Source organism: Shewanella sp. ECSMB14102, assembly GCF_000813075.1.
Lineage (GTDB): Bacteria > Pseudomonadota > Gammaproteobacteria > Enterobacterales > Shewanellaceae > Shewanella > Shewanella indica.
Genome location: NZ_JWGX01000022.1, coordinates 1 through 20763, shown reverse-complemented (window position 1 = coordinate 20763; position 20763 = coordinate 1). Strand labels below are relative to the sequence as shown.

Here is a 20763-nt window from a genome sequence, read left to right as displayed (position 1 = left end):
AGTCGGCCTCAGTCTTCACCGTAACCCAGACTGCGAAGGGCGCGTTCATCATCGGCCCAGCCCGACTTCACCTTGACCCAGACTTCCAGGAACACTTTGTTATCAAATAATTGCTCCATGTCCTTGCGGGCCTCGGTGGCGATAGTACGAATTCGCTCGCCCTTCTTGCCGATCACCATGCGTTTCTGGCCGTCGCGTTCAACCAGGATAAGCGCATTGATCTGATAGACGCCATTCTCCATCATCTTGAACTGCTCGATTTCCACCGTGGCATCATAAGGCAGCTCATCACCGAGAAAACGCATCAGTTTTTCACGGACGATTTCAGAAGCCATAAAGCGTTGTGAACGGTCGGTAATATAGTCTTCCGGGAAATAGTGCACGCTCTCGGGCAGTGATTCTTTCGCCAGCGACATCAAGCGACCAACGTTGGTACCCGACTTGGCTGAGATGGGCACAATTTCATCGAAGGCATATTTCTGCCCCAGGGCTTCCAGGTGCGGAAACAGTGTCTCTTTATCCTTGATATAGTCGACCTTGTTCACCGCCAGCACTGTCTTGCGCTCATTGCCGCCATGACGCAGCTTATTGAGCACCATTTCGTCATCGGCGGTCCAGTTGAGACCATCGACCACAAAGATCACCATGCAAACATCGGCCAGCGAGCTGGCGGCGGCGCGGTTCATCAAACGGTTGATGGCGCGCTTTTCCTCTATGTGCAATCCAGGGGTGTCGATAAAGACTATCTGCGATGGGCCTTCGGTGTGGATCCCCATGATCCTGTGGCGGGTGGTTTGCGGCTTACGGGAGGTGATACTCACCTTTTGGCCGAGCAAACGGTTGAGCAAGGTGGACTTGCCGACATTGGGGCGACCGACTATGGCCACCATACCGCAGTAAGTGACATCATAGGCGGGTGTCGGTGACGGCTGGTTCATCTTGGCCAGCAGTTCATCCAGGCTCGGCTCCTGGGCCGGTACCTCTGGGGTCTTACTCATTTTTTCAGTAACTCCAATATCCCAGCAGCGGCTTGCTGCTCGGCTTTTCTGCGTGAACTGCCGGTACCGGATACGGCTTGCTCCAGCTCTTCGATACGGCATTCTACGGTAAAGGTCTGATCGTGCGCCTCGCCGGAAACCGCCACCACTTTATACTCAGGCAGGGGTTTCTTATAACCCTGCAGGTATTCCTGCAACTGGGTCTTGGCATCTTTCTGGCTGACCCCGGGTTGAATCGCCTTCAGTCGCGGCTGGTACCAGCCCAAGAGCAGTGGTCGACAGGTTTCCAGATCTGAGTCCAGGTAGATGGCGCCTATGATGGCCTCCACCGCATCGGCGAGAATGGATTCGCGGCGAAAACCGCCGCTCTTGAGTTCGCCCGGACCCAGGGTCAGATAGTCACCCAGCTTAAACTCCTTGGCGATTTGCGCCAAGGTATCACCGCGTACCAAGGTGGCACGCATCCGGCTGAGATCGCCTTCGGTCGCCCTGGGGAACTGATGATACAAGGCATCGGAAATCACTATCGACAGGATAGAGTCTCCGAGAAACTCCAACCGCTCGTTATGCTTATTAGCCGCACTTCTGTGAGTCATGGCCTGCTCCAGCAGTGCCATGTTATTGAATTCATACCCCAGAGTACGACACAGACGGGCAAAATTCTTCACAGGTTCTCTCACTTCAAACCACCTACACGTTCAAAACGCACACCGCTTGGCACCCAGGTAGGTAACCAATCCTGAGGCTGGCGCTCAAACTCAAAACTTATCCAAATTGCCACGGCTTTACCCACCAGATTCGCTTCGGGTACAAAGCCCCAGAAACGGCTATCGGTACTGTTGTCACGGTTATCGCCCATGGCGAAGTAATGGCCTTCTGGTACGACAAACTCCCCTTGGCCAAAGCCTGGCTCACGGTAATAGAAGGCCGATGGCTCAGGGCGGGCCGGGTTAATCAGAATATCGTGAGTCACCTCACCCAGTTGCTCGCGAAAACGCAGCAGATCCACGCCGTCATCCTGGAATTCGCCTTTATTGACCGGTGCTCTCAATACCAGTTTAGGACCTGGACAAGGTTGTTGCTCTTTACAGGCCTCCTGAATATAGAGTTCCTTGTTGCGATAGATGATCTTATCGCCTGGTAAACCGATAACCCGCTTGATGTAATCGACCCGCTCATCTTTAGGGTATTTAAATACTATGATGTCGCCGCGCTCCGGCTCGCCGGTTTCCACCAGCTTGCTGCGCCATACAGGATCTTTCAGGCCATAGCTGAATTTTTCCACCAGAATGAAGTCACCCACCAGCAGAGTTGGCATCATGGAGCCGGAAGGGATCTGAAACGGCTCGTACAAAAAAGATCTCAGGATTAGCACAAAGGCTATCACAGGGAAAATGGACTTAGAGGTTTCCACATAACCTGGCTCCTGGATAATTTTTTCAGTGACTTCATCGGTCAGGGTGCCATTTTGCGCTTGGGCCAGTGCCAGTTTAGCCTGACGCTTGGGGGCCAGCACAAAGGCATCGAGCGCCCAGATAAGGCCGCTGACCAAGGTCACCAGCACCAGAATAATGGAAAAATAGGCTGCCATTGGTTATTTAACTCCTGCCTTGTATTAAATTGGAATAAGTCTTGTCAGCTTTAGGGAAGGTGCGAACAAGTCCTCGTGGCACTCTGGCTTACACAGCAATTGGCGTTCAAGGCATCTGACTGAAGGCATGCCGGGGCCTGCCAAAGGCGGATAACGCAGAGAGCCGGTTGCTGTGCAAGCCCCGAAGGGCGTGGCTTACAAGCCTGCCTGCTGTGTTGTGCTTCTTGCAAAGGACTAGGGCCATTTGCTGCGAACCACGCCTTGCATCCAGGCTTGTAAGCCGACGCAGAGCACACATGGGACTTATTCGCACCTTCCTTAGTTAGTTTACCCATATTTGCCGTTCCAGGGACAGGTCTCCCCTTAAACTAACTAAAGCGCCGCAAAATGCGGCGCAAATGAGATGTTGCTATCCAGGGCGCCGCGGCGCCACAGGATCACTCGTTCAGTTTCAATACCGCCAGGAAGGCTTCCTGTGGAACTTCCACGTTACCGAGCTGCTTCATCCGTTTCTTACCTTCTTTCTGCTTCTGCAGCAGTTTCTTCTTCCGGGAAACGTCACCACCGTAACATTTGGCGGTTACGTCTTTACGCAGTGCTTTCACGGTCGAACGGGCCACAATCTGACTGCCCACTGCGGCTTGGATTGCAATATCAAACATCTGCCGCGGGATCAGCTCTTTCATCTTCTCCACCAGGGCGATACCACGGTGGCGTATGTTGCCCCTGTGGATGATCATCGCCAGAGCATCGACTCTGTCGCCGTTGATCAACACATCCAAACGCACCATGTCGGCTGCCTGGAAGTAGACAAAGTTATACTCGAGCGAAGCATAGCCACGACTGGTGGACTTAAGCCTGTCGAAAAAGTCCATCACGACTTCAGCCGCCGGAATATGATAGGTCAGTGCCACCTGGTTGCCGTGGTAAACCATATTCTTCTGTACACCGCGTTTTTCAACACAGAGAGTGATCACATTGCCCAGGTAATCCTTGGGCACCAGAATATTGGCTTCGACAATAGGTTCACGCATCTCTTCGATATAGTTGAGTGCCGGCAACTCCGATGGGTTATCCACATAGACAACATCGCCATTGGTCAGCTCAACTTCATACTCTACAGTGGGTGCCGTGGTGATCAGATCCAGGTTATATTCCCGCTCCAATCGCTCCTGGATGATCTCCATATGCAGAAGTCCCAGATAGCCGATACGGAAACCAAATCCCAGAGCAGTGGAGTTTTCCGGCTCAAACTGCAGTGAAGCATCGTTCAAGCTCAGTTTATTCAACGCATCACGGAAGTTTTCATAGTCGTCGGTAGAGATGGGGAACACACCAGCGTATACCTGAGGCTTCACTTTCTTGAAGCCAGGCAGAGGCTTGTCTGCGCCGTGTTTGGCATGGGTCAGGGTATCCCCCACGGGGGCCCCGTGGATCTCTTTGATACCGGCAATAACAAAGCCTACTTCACCGGTTCTCAGTTCAGTTTTTTCTTTCTGCTTGGGAGTGAAAATCCCCACCTTGTCGGCGTTGTAAGTCTGGCCTGTGCTCATGACCTTGAACTTATCGCCCTTCTTGAGCACGCCATTCTTGATCCGCACCAGGGACACAACCCCTTGGTAGCTGTCGAACCAAGAGTCAACAATCAGTGCCTGCAGAGGCCCTTCCGGGTCACCTTCCGGTGGTGGGATTTGTGCCACTATGGTTTCCAGCACTTCGTCTATGCCGATACCTGTCTTGGCAGAGCAGCGCACTGCATCTTTGGCTTCAATGCCAACTATATCTTCAATCTCGGCCGCCACCCGCTCGGGTTCAGCCTGTGGCAGGTCAATCTTGTTGAGTACAGGAACAACGTCCAGATCCATTTCCAGCGCGGTATAACAATTCGCCAGTGTCTGGGCCTCAACCCCTTGACCGGCATCAACTACCAGCAAAGCTCCTTCACAAGCCGCCAGCGAGCGGGAAACTTCATAGGAGAAGTCAACATGCCCTGGGGTATCGATGAAGTTCAACTGATAGACTTCACCGTCTTTGGCCTTATAGTCGAGTGTCACGCTCTGGGCCTTGATGGTGATACCGCGTTCGCGCTCCAGATCCATTGAATCCAGCACCTGAGCAGCCATTTCACGGTCGGTTAAGCCGCCACAAACCTGGATCAGGCGATCTGAGAGGGTAGATTTGCCATGGTCGATATGGGCAATAATCGAAAAGTTTCTAATATGTTTCATTATGCTGCAATGACTAAATTCTAATGGGAGACTGTGCTCAAAGGTGCGAAATTGTACCCGATTGCTGGGCCAATACCAATTAGATTCACACTTTGAGCCTGTGTGGGAATGACGGAATTAGTGGCACTTGCTTTCTGAAGCGGCCTCCATGGCTTGGCCAAGATTAGCGAGAATGACGGGTTGAGCCCGGTTTTCAATCCTGCGCGCCTGAGACTTGCCCAATTTCCAAGCCAGCAAAACAAAGATGATCGCCATGAATATGGCCCCTCCATCTGTACTGAACCCGGCAAGCGAGGCAATAAAGCGCCCAAGCAAGCCGCCTAAAAACAGCCCGGCCAAAGGCAGCATGTAAACCAGCATTGCCGCCTTGAGCACTACACTTTCCGGCAAGCCTAAGCGCAATAGAGTGCCTTCTGGATAAGTTTCAGTACTGGGCAGAGAAAACTCCTGCAGCCGACTGCCAAACGCCTTGGCAACCGCAGAAGTACCACAGGATTCGCTACTGGAGCAGTGATTACAGGCGCTCTTCAATTCCACTTGCACCTTGACCCAACCGTCACTGTCTGTGCCTATAACCTTAGCCACCTGCTCCATCATAACCCTGTCCTCACTCCAGTCTTAAACCCGAAGCGATACGGATAAGCGTTTGTGTCGGCACCTTACCGACAGCAACCACTTCCAGGTTACCGACTCGGTCGGCCGCCATGGAAAGGCCATTACGGGTCATCAGCTCTTCCGGCATAGGCGCGTCACCGGCGCGGGCGACGTAGACAGAAATATTGCTGAAGCCATCGGTCAGGGCTATGTATTCCACCGGCTCATGGCTGCCAATCAGGCGATGGTGATCACGAACCACAACTTGAAAACCGGGCGGCAGCCAATCGAACTGCCAATTCTGGCCATCTGCACGCTCTGAGGAGTTCATCACCGCCGGCCATTCCTGCTTGTAGGCCTCCACCAGCAGAGGCGCGGTCTCTTGCAGTTCTATCAATTCGATGACTAACAACTGCTCCAGCAACTGCTTGTCCTGATTCAGCATGTCATAGCGCAGCGGCAGGAAGGTTTCCATATCCATCCACACCTGAAAACCATAGCGGTATTCATCATTGGGCAAAATACGGATCATCTGTCCTGGACGGCCGGCGATACGGCTACGCCCCCCCAACACCAATTGATATCCGGCCTCGATATTGCCGCTGTCACCGAAGAAGGCCGCTGGCATCACTCCTTGAATACGCTTGGCATTAATACTATAGGCGGGCTGTTCGTGTTCGATAAAGGTCACTATATTACCGACACGAACCGCATTTTTCGGCGGCCCATTGAGGTGTTCGAGAAAGGCCACTTCCTCACCGTTGACTTTACCGTGCAGGTATACCAAAGGCCGAATATTATCGGCCTGAAGTTGGATGAGCGAAATCTTGTATTCTTTTTCGCGCAAAGCCTGACTCATTTTTTCAAGCCAGGCTTTGGCGGACATATCATCCTGCGCGAAGGCAGGCACTGCGAAGGCCAGAAGGGCCAAGAGGAAAAGGCGCAAGAGATTTCCTTAACGATTCATAGGAACAGGAACGACCTCACTATTGTTATCCATAACCACACCGGCATTCAATCTCTGTTGCAACATATGATCCTGAATATAGCTGTTAATCCTGCGACGTTGCTCAATCAACTGCTCATTGGTATACCCCTGTGGCTGCTGAACCGGTCCGGTTTGCAGGCTAACAGGTGAAGCACTGCCCACCAATGGACGGGTAATAAGCACTGGGGATGCAGGATCCTGGCTTTCAGGTGTCTGGTTGTAGTTCTGAACACCAACAATGGCAACCATGGCAACAGTGGCCGCAATCGCATACTGGCCAAACTGTTTGAACATGGGAATCACTCTACCGCCGGAAGCAAGCTGACGTTGGGGCTCAACGTCCTCAGGTACCTGAGTTGAGGTGACAGGCGCAACAATCGCCGGCTCCTTGTCGATAGCGGCCGCAATACTGGCGGACAGATCCAAGGGGATAGCAGAAGGCAACTCGCCACGCATGGCATCACCGATTAGGTGGTAGTTACGCCACTTGTCGTGAGAAGCAGTGTCACCAGCCAGTTCTGCCAGCGTCTGAGCGTCGGTTTCGCCGTCCACTGCCGCAGAAACCCACTCCTGACCTAATTTATCCATTACTCACCTGTCTCTATTAAAGGGTCATCTTTCCAGCAAAGGCTGGAGCTTCTTATCGATGGCTTCCCGGGCGCGAAAGATACGGGATCTCACAGTACCTACAGGGCAATCCATCACATTGGCAATATCCTCGTAGCTCATACCATCAAGCTCACGCAAGGAGATAGCCATCTTTAACTCTTCCGGCAGCGATTCGAGAGTGTCGAAAACAGTCTTCTTTATCTCGTCTGAAAGCATCAACCGCTCAGGAGAGGCGAATTCTTTCAGGGCATCACTGCCATCGTAAAATTCGGCTTCATCGGCATCAACATCGTTCGCAGGTGTTCTGCGCCCCTGTGACACCAGATGATTCTTGGCCGTATTTACTGCTATTCGGTACAACCAGGTATAAAAGGCACTCTCACCGCGGAAATTTGGTAACGCCCGATAAGCCTTGATAAAAGCTTCTTGCGCCACGTCTGCTACATCAGCCTGATTCCGTACATAACGGGATATCAGATTGATGACCTTACTCTGGTACTTTTGTACCAGCAGGTTAAAAGCGTTTTTATCGCCACGTTGTACGCGCTCAACCAGTTGTTGATCACTTGTTTGTCCACTCATCCGAGCCGACTTCTCCCAAATCTTATAATGCTGATTTCTCAGTCGCTCGAATCATATTCACTTATGTAGACTAGCGTGCTTCGAAAAAGTTCTGATGTTTTGCAAAAAATGTACTGCGAATAACCTGAGCTGAGTTGTATCCATCCCTTGCGAGTTGGTTTACCATAACCGAACCCCCAGTCACATCTCATGATACCCGATGAAACAAGTAGTTGAACACCAATCTGACGTCCTGGTCATAGGCAGTGGTGCAGCGGGCTTGACTCTCGCCCTTCACCTGGCTGAAAAAACCAAAGTCATTTTACTCTCCAAAGGTCCTCTCAACGAAGGCTCGACCTATTATGCCCAAGGGGGCATAGCCTCGGTTTTCGACGAGGAGGATACCATAGAATCCCACGTGGCCGACACCTTGGTCGCCGGCGCCGGACTCTGTGATGAAGCCGTGGTAACCTATACGGCCGAGAATGCCCGCGCCGCCATGCAATGGCTGATTGAATGCGGTGTTGCCTTTGATAAGGAAGAAAACCCCGATGGCAGCATCAATGACAGCGCCTACCATCTGACCCGTGAAGGCGGCCACAGCCACAGACGTATTCTGCACGCCGCCGATGCCACCGGCAAAGAGGTACAGACCACACTGCAGGAGATGGCCCAGGCCCACCCCAATATTCTGGTGCTTGAGCGTTACAACGCCATAGATTTGATCACCACCCGTAAACTGGGCCGTCCGGGCAACCGGGTATTGGGCGCCTATGTCTGGAACCGTAACCTTGAGCAGGTGGAAACCATCAAGGCTAAGTTTGTCGCGCTGGCGACCGGCGGCAGTTCCAAGGTTTACCAGTACACCTCTAACCCGGATATCGCCAGTGGTGATGGTATTGCCATGGCCTGGCGTGCCGGTTGCCGGGTAGCCAACATGGAATTCAATCAGTTCCATCCGACCTGTCTATACCATTCAGATGCCCGTAATTTCCTGCTGACCGAAGCCCTGCGCGGTGAAGGCGCCTATCTGCGCCGTCCCGATGGCAGTCGCTTTATGCCTGACTTCGATGAACGCGCCGAACTGGCGCCCAGAGACATTGTAGCCAGGGCCATAGACTATGAAATGAAACGCCTCGGCGCCGATTGCGTCTATCTGGACATCAGCCACAAGGATCCGGAATTTGTCATCAAGCATTTCCCCACCATTTACCAGCGCTGCCTGGACTTAGGGATAGATATCACCAAGGAACCTATCCCTGTGGTGCCTGCCGCTCACTATACCTGCGGCGGGGTAATGACAGATTTTCATGGCCAGACAGATCTCAATGGTCTCTATGCCATAGGTGAAGTGGCTTATACCGGACTGCACGGCGCAAACCGCCTGGCGAGTAACTCCTTGCTGGAGTGTCTGGTATTCGCTCGCGCCGCTTCGACCGATATTCAAAGCCAGCTAGGTAAAATAGCCATGCCCGGTAATATCCCGGCCTGGGATGAAAGCCAGGTGTGTAACTCGGATGAGGAAGTGGTTATTGCTCACAACTGGCACGAGCTGAGACTCTTTATGTGGGATTATGTCGGCATTGTGCGCTCAGACAAGCGTTTGGAGCGGGCCCTGCGCCGCTGCGCCATGCTACAACAGGAGATCCAGGAGTATTACAGCAACTTCCACGTCACAAACAACCTGCTGGAATTACGCAACCTAGTGCAGGTGGCCGAGTTGATCATCCGCTGCGCCATGGCCCGTAAGGAAAGCCGCGGCCTGCACTGTAATATCGATCATCCGCAGAAACTGGATAATCCGCAGCCTACCATTCTGCAGCCGGAGTAACTGGGCTGGAATCAGTTTAGTTAGCGGACTTTGAGCGCTGCAACAATAGACGACACAGATGACGATAGTCTGTGTCGTCAAACATATCGGCAAACAGCCAGCAACGCCCGCAGTTATCCTCCCCCTGATAAGTAAAAGTCACCACAAAGGGGCTGACCCAAGGTTTGCCACTGAGCTTAAAACTCGAACCGGGTACGAACTGTCCTTCACCCAAATCATTGAGCCAGAAACAGAGTTGCCAGCGGCGCAAACGCAACAGCGCAAGGCCAAAGCCTGCCAGCATTAGCAGTAAACATAGGTATTTGAACGATAAATAAAAAGGATAATCCAACGCCGGCCAGGCAAAAAAGCTGCTCAGGCAAACAGCAGCCAGCACAGTTAGACTCAGATACTGGCTGAAGGAAGAACTGAGCTGAAATCTATGGCGCTGCCCGACCACGAACGCGCACTACCATCTGTGCCAGTTGCGGATCCGGACATTGCTCATGCCCCATAAACCAGGCAAACAGTTCCGGGTCTTCACACTCAAGCAGACGAACAAACAAGGCCTTATCCTCAGGACTCAGAGTCTCGTAATGCTGTTCCACAAAGGGTTGAAACAGTACATCAAGCTCCAGCATACCACGGCGACATGCCCACTTTACCCTGGGGGTACTCATCAAGTCAGACACCTATCATGCTCCAATCAAGAATTTTGTCGCAAGTTTACATTCTGGCGTCAGCGCTGTCGAATATCCGCCTTAATCATCCACTCGTATCAGAACTGCTGCACCTGAAGATCACGACCGGCGAATAGCTCACCAAAATCGGTTTCCAGCAAACGCTGCACCGCCGGATGCTGGATCATTCGCTCGGCAAACATCACATGATATTCCTCTTTGATCTCCATGGTTTCACCGAGCAGACGTATGTTGTGCTCGAGAATATCCTGCTGATAGATGGAGGGGGCGACAAATATCCCCTTACGGAAGTAGCCAAAGGCCTTCATCATAGCCGCATCATCAAACTCGCCGAGAATCGTGACATTAAGGCGTTTCTCATCAAACCAGCGATAGAGCTGCTGGCCCAGGGAAGTGCGCCGACTCGGGATCAGCAGGGGCCCCTCTTCCAAACATTCAGGAAAGCCACTTTTGAACTCCTGCGCCGAGAAGAAGGCAATACCGCACTCACCCAGTTTCTTGGAAAGAATTTCCGGATATTTGAGAGACTCACCGGCACAGTCCGACAGTATCATATCCAGCTTGTGTTCTCTGAGCCTGGCCATCAAACTCTCGTGAGTCGATTCATAACAGGCAAGATGCATGGAGCTATTGGCCGGGATAACCGACATCAAAACTCGACTAGCCAACGCCTTGGAGAGAGCATCGGCAATGCCCACCTCGAACAGAATGGACTCATCCTTGCGATAGTTGAGCACATCGAGCATCTCATAGGAGAGGCTGAACATTTTATCAGCGTAGCGAAACACCAACTCGCCCAATTCAGTGGGGGCCAGATTACGCCCCACCCGCTTGAACAGACTCCCCTTAAGCCTTTCTTCCAGAGTGCGTATCTGGCCGGTAATGGTTTGTGGGGTTAAACAGAGTGTCTCGGCAGCCTTGGTCACTGAGCCTTGCTTATGCACCATCCAAAAGTAATACAGGTGGTTATAGTTCAAATGAGACATAGGCTGCCCCGACTCCTTACTTCAAACGCTGACAGTCCAGCAAATTATTCACGGCAAGCTGCAGTGTCTCTATATCCTTGACCTCGCCGCTTTCAAAAGCTTCGCTGATCCCCTGTACCAGTTGCTCCCTATCCGGGATCCTCTCCAGGCAATACTTGCGATTGGCTTCCTGAAAACGCTTACCACCCCGATATTTAAGCGCGCGGGCTTCATAACCGTTGCTGTCCAGGCGGGCACCTACCGCCTGAGGCTTATACATAAGCGCACCATCAACAACACCCTCAAGGTAACTCTGACACAGGACAGCTTCCTTGTCTGCAACACAGGCTTCTATCTGTGACGCCTGAACCAAAGGGGCTAAGCCCGCCAGAATGAGTCCTGCCATTATGCTTGTTTTCATTCCTTTTCTCCTTTTTCAGGTAACACTTTTGACAGCCAGAAATAGCCCACGACTGCCGCCAACATAGATCCGATCAGGATCCCCAACCTGGCCAAATCGCTATAGACAACGCCACCATGTTCAAATGCCAGCGAGGCAATAAACATCGACATGGTAAATCCTATACCGCACATCACAGCCACAGGCATGATATGGCGCCAGGCAATGCCCTCAGGCAACTCTGCCAGACGCAACTTAACTGCAATAAAACTGAACAACACCACACCAATCGGCTTACCGAGCAACAGACCCAAAGCGATCCCCAGAGGTACAGGCGATACCAGGCTCTCCAGCGACATACCGCCCAAGGCTACCCCGGCGTTGGCAAAAGCAAATACCGGCAGGATCAGGAAAGTGCTCCAAGGGTGCAGCGTATGCTCCAAATGCTCGGACGGTGAACCACCTTGCTTGTCGCGCAGCGGAATACAGAAGGCGATGATCACCCCGGCCAAAGTGGCATGAACCCCGGACTTGAGTACGGCAACCCAAAGAATGGCCCCAAGCACGCCATAAGCGCCAAGCGCAGTTACACCGCGGCGGTTCAGAATAATCAAACCTATAACCGCAGCAGCAGCAATCACCAGGCTTATCATCGACAGATCACTGCTATAGAACAGCGCAATAATAACGATTACACCCAGGTCATCTATGATTGCCAGCGCCAATAAAAACACCTTGAGCGCAACAGGAACCCGGTTGCCTAAAAGTGCCATTATCCCCAGCGCAAAGGCGATATCGGTCGCGGCCGGAATAGCCCAGCCCCCCTGGGTCACAGGGTCATTGGCATTAAACAGCAGATAGACTGCGGCCGGAACAAGCATGCCGCCTATAGCAGCAAAAGTGGGTAGAGATGCCTTGGAAACGCTGGACAGCGCTCCCTCAAGCAATTCACGCTTAACTTCAAGACCGATCAACAGAAAGAACAGCGCCATCAAACCATCGTTGATCCACAACAGTAAGGGCTTGTTGATATCCAGCGCCCCGAGACGCAACTGCATCGGGGTATCCAAAAAACCTTGATAAACGCCGGCTAGTGGTGAATTAGCCAAGACCATTGCCAAGGCTACAGCAATCAATAACAAGATGCCGCCGGCAGATTCCTGACTCAGGAAATTCCGAAGTGCCTTTTCCATACTAAACTCCCAAAAACATAATTGATTTGAGTGTAGTAGATGGATTTAGGTAAGAATAATCGAAAGTTTCTGCGAAACACCTCGAAATATACGAGGTATTTCGCTAAAAAACTGTTTTTAAATGGCAACTGGTGCTTTGATATGAGGGTGAGGATCGTAACCTGACAACTCGAAATCTTCGAATCGGTAGTCAAAAATAGACTCAGGCTTGCGAATAATTTTCATTTGTGGCAGAGACTTGGGTTCACGACTGAGTTGCAGCGCCGTTTGTTCCATATGATTGGAATAAAGATGGGTATCACCGCCGGTCCAGACGAAATCGCCCAATTCGAGATCGCACTGCTGCGCTACCATCATGGTCAACAGCGCATAACTGGCAATATTGAACGGCAGCCCCAGGAACACATCACAGCTGCGCTGATACAGTTGACAGGACAACTTGCCATCGGCCACATAAAACTGGAAGAAGGCATGGCAAGGCGCCAGCGCCATCTTGTCGAGCTCGGAGACATTCCAGGCGGAGACAATCAAACGTCTGGAGTCAGGTTGTGATTTGATCTGTTCTATCACCTGGGTAATCTGATCGATATGACCGCCATCGGGCGTTGGCCAGCTACGCCACTGAGCGCCGTAAACCGGTCCCAGATTACCGGATTCATCGGCCCACTCATCCCAAATCGTCACTTTATTTTCATGCAGGTAAGCAACATTGGTGTCCCCTTTCAGGAACCAGAGCAACTCATGAATAATGGAGCGCAAATGGCACTTCTTGGTGGTCACCAAGGGGAACCCCTTACTGAGGTCAAAACGCATCTGATAGCCAAATACAGAGCGGGTTCCCGTGCCGGTACGGTCAGTTTTTTCGGTACCGGCATCTAAAATATGTTGCATTAAATCAAGATATTGCTGCATTACTGCTTGTCCTTCACCACGCCGGCCTGCGGCGCATTACGCATTAACAGATAGAGTCCAAAGAGGATCATGGGCACTGACAGTATTTGCCCCATGGTCAAAAAGCCCAAATAAAGCCCGAGTTGAGCATCCGGCTGCCTGACCGTTTCCACTATGCAGCGGAAGATACCATAGCCGAGCAAAAACATCCCGGACACGGCTCCGGTCTTGGGACTGCGTTTGCTGAACCATTGCAGTAAAATAAACAGCGCAACGCCTTCGAGGGCAAATTGATACAGTTGTGAAGGATGACGAGGCTCAGGGCCACCGGAAGGAAACACCATGGCCCAAGGTACATCTGTCACCCGGCCCCAAAGCTCACCATTGATAAAGTTACCCAAACGCCCGGCCCCCAAGCCGATAGGTACCACAGGGGCCACCATATCCGCCACCGCAAAGAAGCTGCGCTTCTGTTTCCAGGCGATGTAGAGCATGGCCAGAATAACCCCCATCAAACCACCATGGAAAGACATGCCGCCTTCGCTGATCTTGAATAGGTACAAGGGGTCGGCAATAAAGTAATCCAGATGGTAAAAGAGCACATAACCTATGCGGCCCCCCAGGATCACCCCGAGAAAGGCATAGAACAGCAGATCAGAGACCTGCTCGCGGCTCCATAACCCCTTGGATCTGTCAGCCATACGGTTGAGCAGTATCATAGCGGCCAAAAAGCCCAGCAGGTACATGAAACCATACCAACGCAAAGCCGGTTCAAAAGTCTGGCCGAACAGCTCAAAGGGGCCAAAAGAGACGATCACAGGATCAATATTGGGAAATTCTAAAGCCATAACAGAAAGACGATTCCTAAATTAACCAAGGCGCAGATCAGGCCAGAATAAGTTTAAGACCCACAACAACCAATAAAAGTGCAAATATTTTCTTCAGTACAGGCGTCGGCCAGGTGCTGGCCGCTTTGACCCCCACAGGCGCAACCAACATTGAGGAAGCAATAATACCCAGCAAAGCCGGCAGATAGACATATCCCAAAGTACCACTTGGCATATCAGGGGCATTCCAGCCTGCGATAACATACCCTAAACTGCCCCAAAGGGCGATAATAAGGCCGGTAGCCGATGAAAAACCCACCGCCTGACGCATCTGCAACCCACACCAAGTGAGGAAAGGCACCAAGAGCACCCCACCGCCTATCCCCATCAAGGCGGCAATAATGGCAATCATCGCCGAGACGATAAGCAACACGGGAAATGGCGGCAAGCCCTCTTTCGCTGATGGACGGAAAGGAAATGCCATCTGGGCGGCCATTAGAATAACAAACACCGCAAAGGCACGGCGCAGATCATCGGCCGGGATCAACTCGGCAATAAAACCCGAACACAAGGCCCCCAGTGCCAGACCCGGCAACATGGATTTAAACAGCGGCCAAGGAATATTGCCGCGGCTGTGGTGGGCGCGGGCGGATGAAAAAGAGGTCAAAATAATGGCCGCCAACGAAGTAGCAATGGCGACATGGGGCAACTGCGCGGCAGGAACCCCCACCTTGGGTAAAATATATAGCAGCGCCGGCACCACGATAAGACCGCCGCCTATCCCCAACAAACCGGCCATAAAGCCGACAAAAGCGCCCAACGCCAGACAAACACCAAATACCCAGAGAAATGCGTCCACAGAGGTTCCTTAATTCTTGTTGTTATTCCATACCCGACATAGCAGGTTCAATTGAGAATGGCTGCCAGTTCTCTTTGCCCCAAATAATCGTGCACCAGTTGTCGCACTTCGTTGCCGCTTTTGAGTGTCAATGCCTCGGCCAATAACTGCTCGAGTTCATCGCTGCGCACTCGCCGCAGCAGATAATTTATTCTGGCCAAGCTCCCCTGGTTCATACTCAAGCGGTTGTAGCCCATAGCAACCAGCAGCAAGGCACCACCGGGTTCACCGGCTAACTCGCCACAGACACTGGCACCGAGACCATATAGACGGCAGGTCTCCCGCGCCTGTTTCAGCGAACGCAATATCCCCGGATGATAACTGTCAAACAGGGCGCTGACCCTGGGGTTGTTGCGATCCACCGCCAACAGATATTGGGTCAAATCGTTGCTGCCGACCGAAACAAAATCGACCCGCTTGGCAACTTCATCCAGTTGAAACAACAGCGCCGGCACCTCCAGCATAATGCCCACCTTGGGTCTTTTCAGCTCAGGATTCACATCCGACTTAAGCTCGGAATAAGCCTGTTCGATATATTCAAGCGATTGATCTATCTCATCGAGATTACTGACCATGGGCAGCAGAATATGCAGCTGCTCGCCGCTGCCGCTGGCCTGGAGCATGGCGCGAATTTGCACCAGAAACAGCTCTGGATGGTCCAGCGACAAACGAATGCCACGCCAGCCCAAAAATGGGTTTTCCTCCTTGATGGGGAAATAAGGCAAGGGTTTGTCTCCGCCCACATCCAGGGTGCGCATCACCACGGGGCGCCCCGATGCCGCCTCCAACACCTGGCGATACACCTTGACCTGCTCAGACTCGCTGGGAAAACGCTGCTGCAACATGAAAGGGATTTCGGTGCGATATAGCCCAATACCATCGGCGCCTTCGGCAATTTCCGAGGCCAAACCACTGAGTAAGCCGGCATTCATGTATAGATGAATACGTTTGCCATCGACCGTCTCGGCCGGCAGGTTCAGTTCTCTGGCGTATTGCCGCTGTAACGCTCTCTCGGCGGACAACAAACTGCGGTACTCACCGACCACGGCCGGAGACGGCGACACCATCAGCTGACCGCGGGTGGCATTGAGCACCAAAAGCTTCTTGTCGATATCGGCAGCCAAAACCTGGTCGACCCCTGTGATAGCCGGCACACCCAGCGCCCGGGCCAGAATAGCAGCATGGGAGTTGACCCCGCCAAGTTCTGTCACTATCCCGGCCAACTTTTGCCGCGGAAACTCGGCCAGCAAGGTGGTATCAGCTTCACGGGTCACCAGAATAACCGGCTTATCGGCATTGAGCTCCAACCGTTCCGGCTCAATCAACTGGCGCAGCACCTTCTGCCCCAAGTCACGGATATCGCTGGCCCGCTCCTTGAGATAGGGGTCTTCCATCGCCATAAACTGGGTGATGTAACGCAAAGACACGCGGCTGACCGCCGACTCGGCGCACCAACCCGCAAGCACTTCATCGCGATATTCGCCCCCAAGGCTGGCCTCTTCCAGCAAGAGCTGCAGCGCCGAGAAGATAGACACCACCTCTTCATCCTGCTCGCGGTCAAAACGCTGTGCCAGGGTGCTCAGAGTGTTACGGCAACGCTCGATTGCCGCCTTGAGGCGTTCAAGCTCATTGGGGATATCTGTTGCGGTTTGATCCGGCTGCTCCAGGGATATCTGACCACCCAGCACCAAAGCATGGGCAATGGCGATACCATTGGAAGCCGGTGTGCCCTGAAACAGGATTTGCAGCTGATCTTCCTTGACGCTGGCCTTTTGTTTGAGGCCGCGAATAGCCATGGCCAACTGCGCCGCCAGCGTCATAAGAAAAGCTTCTTCTCCTTCGCTGAACTGACGGGCACTGGGCTGCTGCACCACTATGACGCCAAGCAACTGTTTCTGATAGATAATAGGCGCGGCGAGAAAAGCTCGATATTCCTCTTCAGCCACTTCGGGAAAGAGTTTGAATCTGGGATGTGCTCTGGCATCGGCAAGGTTGATGGCTTCTTCACGCTCAGCAACCAAGCCCACCAGACCTTCGGTCAACGGCATGCGAACCTGGCCAACGGCACTGGGCTTAAGACCATCAGTGGCCGAGAGGACCAACTCATTTTTATCCAGAATATAGATAGAACAACACTGAGTGCTCATGGCGGCCTTTATCTGGCCGACCAATAGCTCAAGGGCAGCCTCAAGATCCCTTGCGGCCGCAACTGCCTGAGTAATATCCCTGAGCGTGTTTAACACCTGTTCCCCCTTTCGATATCAAACCTCAGCCTGCTGCTCTTTGTCGTCCCCTTCGGCGTGAAGGCTCCCGGGTCTGCAATGCCAGAGCCGTGGTGGCGAACTCTTTCATCACTTTCCGGTAGACGTCACGTTTAAAAGATACGACCTGACGCACAGGGTACCAATAACTGACCCAGCGCCAGTCATCGAATTCAGGATGGCCGGACGAATTCAAGTTAACGGCACTATCCTGACTCTTGAGCTGCAGCAAAAACCATTTCTGCTTTTGACCGATACAGACAGGCTTGCTGTCTTGGCGCACCAAACGCTTTGGCAATCTGTATCGCAACCAGGAGCGGGTGGATGTTAATATCTGCACATGTTCCGGCCTGAGCCCGACTTCTTCATACAGCTCTCGATACATGGCATCTTCGGCGGATTCACCGTCATCCAATCCCCCTTGGGGAAACTGCCAGGAGTGCTGACCAAAACGCCTGGCCCACATTACTTGGCCAAATCTGTTACAGATAATGATGCCCACATTTGCGCGAAAACCGTCGCTGTCAATCACATGGACTCCGAAAAAGCGATAAATTTCAATGATTCGATTGTTTCACAATCCCACGTCGGCAGCAATTCTCTATTTACGGCTTTTTCTTTGGATAATCAAATAAGCTTTTCCACTTTATCAACAATTAACCATCTCTGCTTGAGTGGATATCCACAAAAACTGTGGATATCTCTGTTTGAAACTCGGCTGAACTTCTGGAAATGCTGCTTTTTACAACCTTCCCCTCCTAATTGACAAAGACACAAACCAAACAAAAACACTTAAAATACATAATGATACAAGGCGCAAAAACGAATACAACCACAACCAAACCACCAATAGTACACTTTTTAACCCGCACTCGATCAGAAGCAATTTCTCGGCAATGTCACAAAACTTTATTCACACCCTACGGACAAAAACTCGACTTTCAAGCTGAAAAACAGCGTCAAAACCCGGTTGACACCGACCATTATTTGTTTTATTGCGGCCATAATTGTTCAGTTATCCCAAAATGCTGTGGATAAGTTTGTTGGCAACACAGGGGAAATCGGCGAGTAACTCAGGAAATCCATTCCCCTATAGTTGAAGATGAAAACTTTAGTCAATAAAAACATAATGATAGAAAAATTAATTTTGGGGATGACTTCACCCGACATCGCAATGACCATTTTTTGCACAAACTTGTTATCCAATCCCGCTCAGGTAAAATCAACGCCATGAAAACCAATATCTTGCCGCCAAGCTCCTTGGCACAACTGCTAAAGCGCGCCGACGATATCGCCGGGCTGACTCTGGGACAGCTCGCCGAATCTTTAGGGGTAGCCGTGCCCAAAGACTTTCGCCGTGATAAAGGCTGGACCGGACAACTACTGGAGCTGGCATTGGGAGCGACCGCAGGCTCCAAGCCCGAACAGGACTTTCTGCACCTTGGGGTAGAACTGAAGAGCATTCCAATAGATGAACGCGGTATGCCGCTGGAAACCACCTATGTCTGTGTCGCGCCGCTAACCAATATTTCAGGACTGCGCTGGGAGCAGAGTCTGGTGTATCACAAATTGCAGCGGGTACTGTGGATCCCGGTTCAGGGGGACAGGGATCTTCCCCCGGGTGTCCGACGTATCGGCTCGCCGCTTTTATGGGAACCAAGCGTCGAGGAAGACAGGCTATTGCGCCAGGATTGGGAAGAAATCATGGAGCTTATCAGCATGGGCAAGGTCAGCAAGATCACGGCCAGGCACGGTGAAGTATTACAGTTAAGGCCAAAGGCGGCCAACAGTAAGGTGTTAACCGAGAGTATTGCCGAGGATGGCAGTATCCAGATGACCAACCCCAGGGGCTTTTATCTCAAAACTCAGTTCACAAAAGGGTTACTTGAGCGCTTTTTTGGCTGATATCGCCTCTAATCGGCACTTGCCTTGATTAAGATCACAATTACCACTGGAAATCAGAGGGGTATATTCTATAAACTAGCGCATCCTGAGAAGGCCCGTTAATTTAGGATAGAAGTTACCCCGTGAGAGCGCGTCGCCAGGCCAAAAAGCTTCTGTTTGCCATAATGGCATGGACAGTAGCTATGGCAGCTTTTGTATTTTTTCGCTATGCCCAAACCACTGAGCTACCTCAGTGGGCTGTCGGCTCGGCGGATCTCGCGACGCTGGCCGCCTACATGGGAATTATTTTCGGTAGCTTGCACTGGATGTCAAACCTGATAGCCGACTTCAGTGCCATCAATCGCCTGCCCTATGTCTTCTCCGTCATCTTTAAAGGGCTGTTTCTGCTCTTGGGTGCCACCACTTTGGCTTATATGACCCAGTACCTGAATATGTGGGCCATAGAGAACCATATGGCAACCTTGAGGCAGATGCTGACAGTGCATATCCTCTATAGTCCCTCATTCCAGGCGTTAATTATTTATCTGGTGGTAGTCAGGGTCGGGCTCGCCTTTATTGAACAGATGGGACTACTGGTAGGCCCCAGGATCCTGTTAAACATAGGTCTGGGTAAGTATCACAAGCCCAGATATGAACAGCGGCTATTTCTCTATCTCGATATGGTAGCTTCCACTACCCATGCCGAATCTCTGGGGGATTACCGCTTTGCCCGGCTGATACAGGACAGTTTCAGCTTGCTTTCCGATACAGTCACCAACAATGATGCCGAGATCTATCGTTACATGGGTGATGCCGTGCTCATCCATTGGCCGCTGGAAGACGGCATCATTAACGACAGATGTATGAATATCTACTTTGAATTCAGCCAGCAGCTCAATTGGCAGCGACGCTATTTTGAAGAACACTATGGTTTTGTCCCCAAATTCAAGGCGGCGGCTCACTGTGGCCAAGTGGTTGCAGCTGTGGTCGGGGTGCAAAAACAGGAGATCAGCTTCTTCAGCGACGTGCTCAACACCCTAGCGCGACTACAGGATCAGTGTAACCCCTTAGGACAAAGGATGCTGCTCTCCGGCGCGCTGGTAGCTAGGCTGGAAAATGATGACAGCGAGTATCAGCTCACCAATTTAGGACCGGTCAAGTTAAAGGGTAAACAACACTCCATTGAAGTGTTCGGGGTTAAACCAAAACAAGGCAATCAGTCATAAAAAACAGCCTATTAAGGGCTAAATTTTAAGTGGCAAAGTTGCTATCAGAGTACTTATCCGTAGCAATTTTCAATTGCCTTGTGCGCTAACAGGGAATTTAACACTACCCCATTCCCTGATGGCGGGCATGGTTTCATG

The 20763-nt window shown here is 51.9% G+C and carries 21 protein-coding genes; 3 read left to right on the top strand and 18 right to left on the bottom strand.

Features of this window, described 5'->3' with window-relative positions; genetic code table 11:
- Positions 1-8: 8 nt before the first annotated feature.
- From era to rpoE, 8 genes are all read right to left on the bottom strand, one after another.
- Positions 9-998, bottom strand: a complete 990-nt coding sequence (gene era / locus RC73_RS08260; protein WP_039034209.1) for a GTPase Era — start codon at positions 996-998, stop codon at positions 9-11.
- Positions 995-1678 (bottom strand): ribonuclease III, encoded by a 684-nt coding sequence (gene rnc / locus RC73_RS08255; RefSeq protein WP_039034208.1) that lies wholly within the window; start codon positions 1676-1678, stop codon positions 995-997. The genes era and rnc overlap by 4 nt, the downstream gene beginning before the upstream one ends.
- Positions 1675-2589 carry a signal peptidase I gene (lepB, locus tag RC73_RS08250; RefSeq protein ID WP_039034207.1) on the bottom strand — a complete coding sequence of 305 codons (915 nt, stop codon included), beginning with the start codon at positions 2587-2589 and terminating at the stop codon, positions 1675-1677. The genes rnc and lepB overlap by 4 nt, the downstream gene beginning before the upstream one ends.
- A 437-nt stretch (positions 2590-3026) precedes the next feature.
- The gene (lepA, locus tag RC73_RS08245; RefSeq protein WP_039034206.1) at positions 3027-4817 is read right to left on the bottom strand and encodes a translation elongation factor 4; all 1791 of its coding nucleotides are present in this window, start codon (positions 4815-4817) and stop codon (positions 3027-3029) included.
- A gap of 117 nt (positions 4818-4934) precedes the next feature.
- On the bottom strand, positions 4935-5414 hold the full coding sequence (locus RC73_RS08240; protein ID WP_039034205.1) for a SoxR reducing system RseC family protein: 480 nt from the start codon (positions 5412-5414) through the stop codon (positions 4935-4937).
- Between the two features lie 10 nt (positions 5415-5424).
- Positions 5425-6357: a MucB/RseB C-terminal domain-containing protein gene (locus RC73_RS08235; RefSeq protein ID WP_039034204.1), complete on the bottom strand. Its 933-nt coding sequence runs from the start codon at positions 6355-6357 to the stop codon at positions 5425-5427.
- A 9-nt stretch (positions 6358-6366) separates the two neighbouring features.
- Positions 6367-6987 carry a sigma-E factor negative regulatory protein gene (locus RC73_RS08230; RefSeq protein ID WP_039034203.1) on the bottom strand — a complete coding sequence of 207 codons (621 nt, stop codon included), beginning with the start codon at positions 6985-6987 and terminating at the stop codon, positions 6367-6369.
- Between the two features lie 24 nt (positions 6988-7011).
- Positions 7012-7590, bottom strand: a complete 579-nt coding sequence (rpoE, locus tag RC73_RS08225; protein ID WP_025010551.1) for an RNA polymerase sigma factor RpoE — start codon at positions 7588-7590, stop codon at positions 7012-7014.
- Between the two features lie 199 nt (positions 7591-7789).
- Here rpoE and nadB point away from each other — a divergent pair, with 199 nt between their 5' ends.
- Entirely contained in the window at positions 7790-9400 is a 1611-nt protein-coding gene (gene nadB / locus RC73_RS08220) for an L-aspartate oxidase (protein ID WP_039034202.1), read from the top strand.
- Between the two features lie 16 nt (positions 9401-9416).
- Here nadB and RC73_RS08215 read toward each other — a convergent pair whose 3' ends face one another.
- From RC73_RS08215 to rppH, 10 genes are all read right to left on the bottom strand, one after another.
- Positions 9417-9839 (bottom strand): protein YgfX, encoded by a 423-nt coding sequence (locus tag RC73_RS08215; RefSeq protein ID WP_039034201.1) that lies wholly within the window; start codon positions 9837-9839, stop codon positions 9417-9419.
- Positions 9820-10059 (bottom strand): FAD assembly factor SdhE, encoded by a 240-nt coding sequence (locus tag RC73_RS08210; protein ID WP_028779782.1) that lies wholly within the window; start codon positions 10057-10059, stop codon positions 9820-9822. Before RC73_RS08210 ends, RC73_RS08215 begins: the two co-directional genes overlap by 20 nt.
- Positions 10060-10157: 98 nt before the next feature.
- A complete protein-coding gene (gene nhaR / locus RC73_RS08205; protein ID WP_039034200.1) occupies positions 10158-11066 on the bottom strand; it encodes a transcriptional activator NhaR in 909 nt (302 codons plus the stop codon).
- 16 nt (positions 11067-11082) lie between these two features.
- A complete protein-coding gene (locus tag RC73_RS08200) occupies positions 11083-11466 on the bottom strand; it encodes a hypothetical protein (RefSeq protein ID WP_039034199.1) in 384 nt (127 codons plus the stop codon).
- Complete coding sequence (gene nhaA, locus RC73_RS08195; RefSeq protein WP_039034198.1) at positions 11463-12638, bottom strand: Na+/H+ antiporter NhaA; 1176 nt, start codon at positions 12636-12638, stop codon at positions 11463-11465. Before nhaA ends, RC73_RS08200 begins: the two co-directional genes overlap by 4 nt.
- A gap of 117 nt (positions 12639-12755) precedes the next feature.
- Positions 12756-13550 (bottom strand): thymidylate synthase, encoded by a 795-nt coding sequence (gene thyA, locus RC73_RS08190; protein ID WP_039034197.1) that lies wholly within the window; start codon positions 13548-13550, stop codon positions 12756-12758.
- Positions 13550-14377 (bottom strand): prolipoprotein diacylglyceryl transferase, encoded by an 828-nt coding sequence (lgt, locus tag RC73_RS08185; protein WP_039034196.1) that lies wholly within the window; start codon positions 14375-14377, stop codon positions 13550-13552. The genes thyA and lgt overlap by 1 nt, the downstream gene beginning before the upstream one ends.
- Positions 14378-14414: 37 nt before the next feature.
- Entirely contained in the window at positions 14415-15215 is an 801-nt protein-coding gene (locus RC73_RS08180) for a sulfite exporter TauE/SafE family protein (RefSeq protein WP_039034195.1), read from the bottom strand.
- Between the two features lie 47 nt (positions 15216-15262).
- Entirely contained in the window at positions 15263-17497 is a 2235-nt protein-coding gene (gene ptsP / locus RC73_RS08175; protein ID WP_039034194.1) for a phosphoenolpyruvate--protein phosphotransferase, read from the bottom strand.
- Positions 17498-17522: 25 nt separating this feature from the next.
- Entirely contained in the window at positions 17523-18047 is a 525-nt protein-coding gene (gene rppH / locus RC73_RS08170; protein WP_025010542.1) for an RNA pyrophosphohydrolase, read from the bottom strand.
- A gap of 698 nt (positions 18048-18745) precedes the next feature.
- Here rppH and mutH point away from each other — a divergent pair.
- Positions 18746-19420, top strand: a complete 675-nt coding sequence (gene mutH, locus RC73_RS08165; protein WP_039034193.1) for a DNA mismatch repair endonuclease MutH — start codon at positions 18746-18748, stop codon at positions 19418-19420.
- A 122-nt stretch (positions 19421-19542) separates the two neighbouring features.
- Positions 19543-20625: an adenylate/guanylate cyclase domain-containing protein gene (locus tag RC73_RS08160; protein ID WP_039034192.1), complete on the top strand. Its 1083-nt coding sequence runs from the start codon at positions 19543-19545 to the stop codon at positions 20623-20625.
- Positions 20626-20763: the final 138 nt, after the last annotated feature.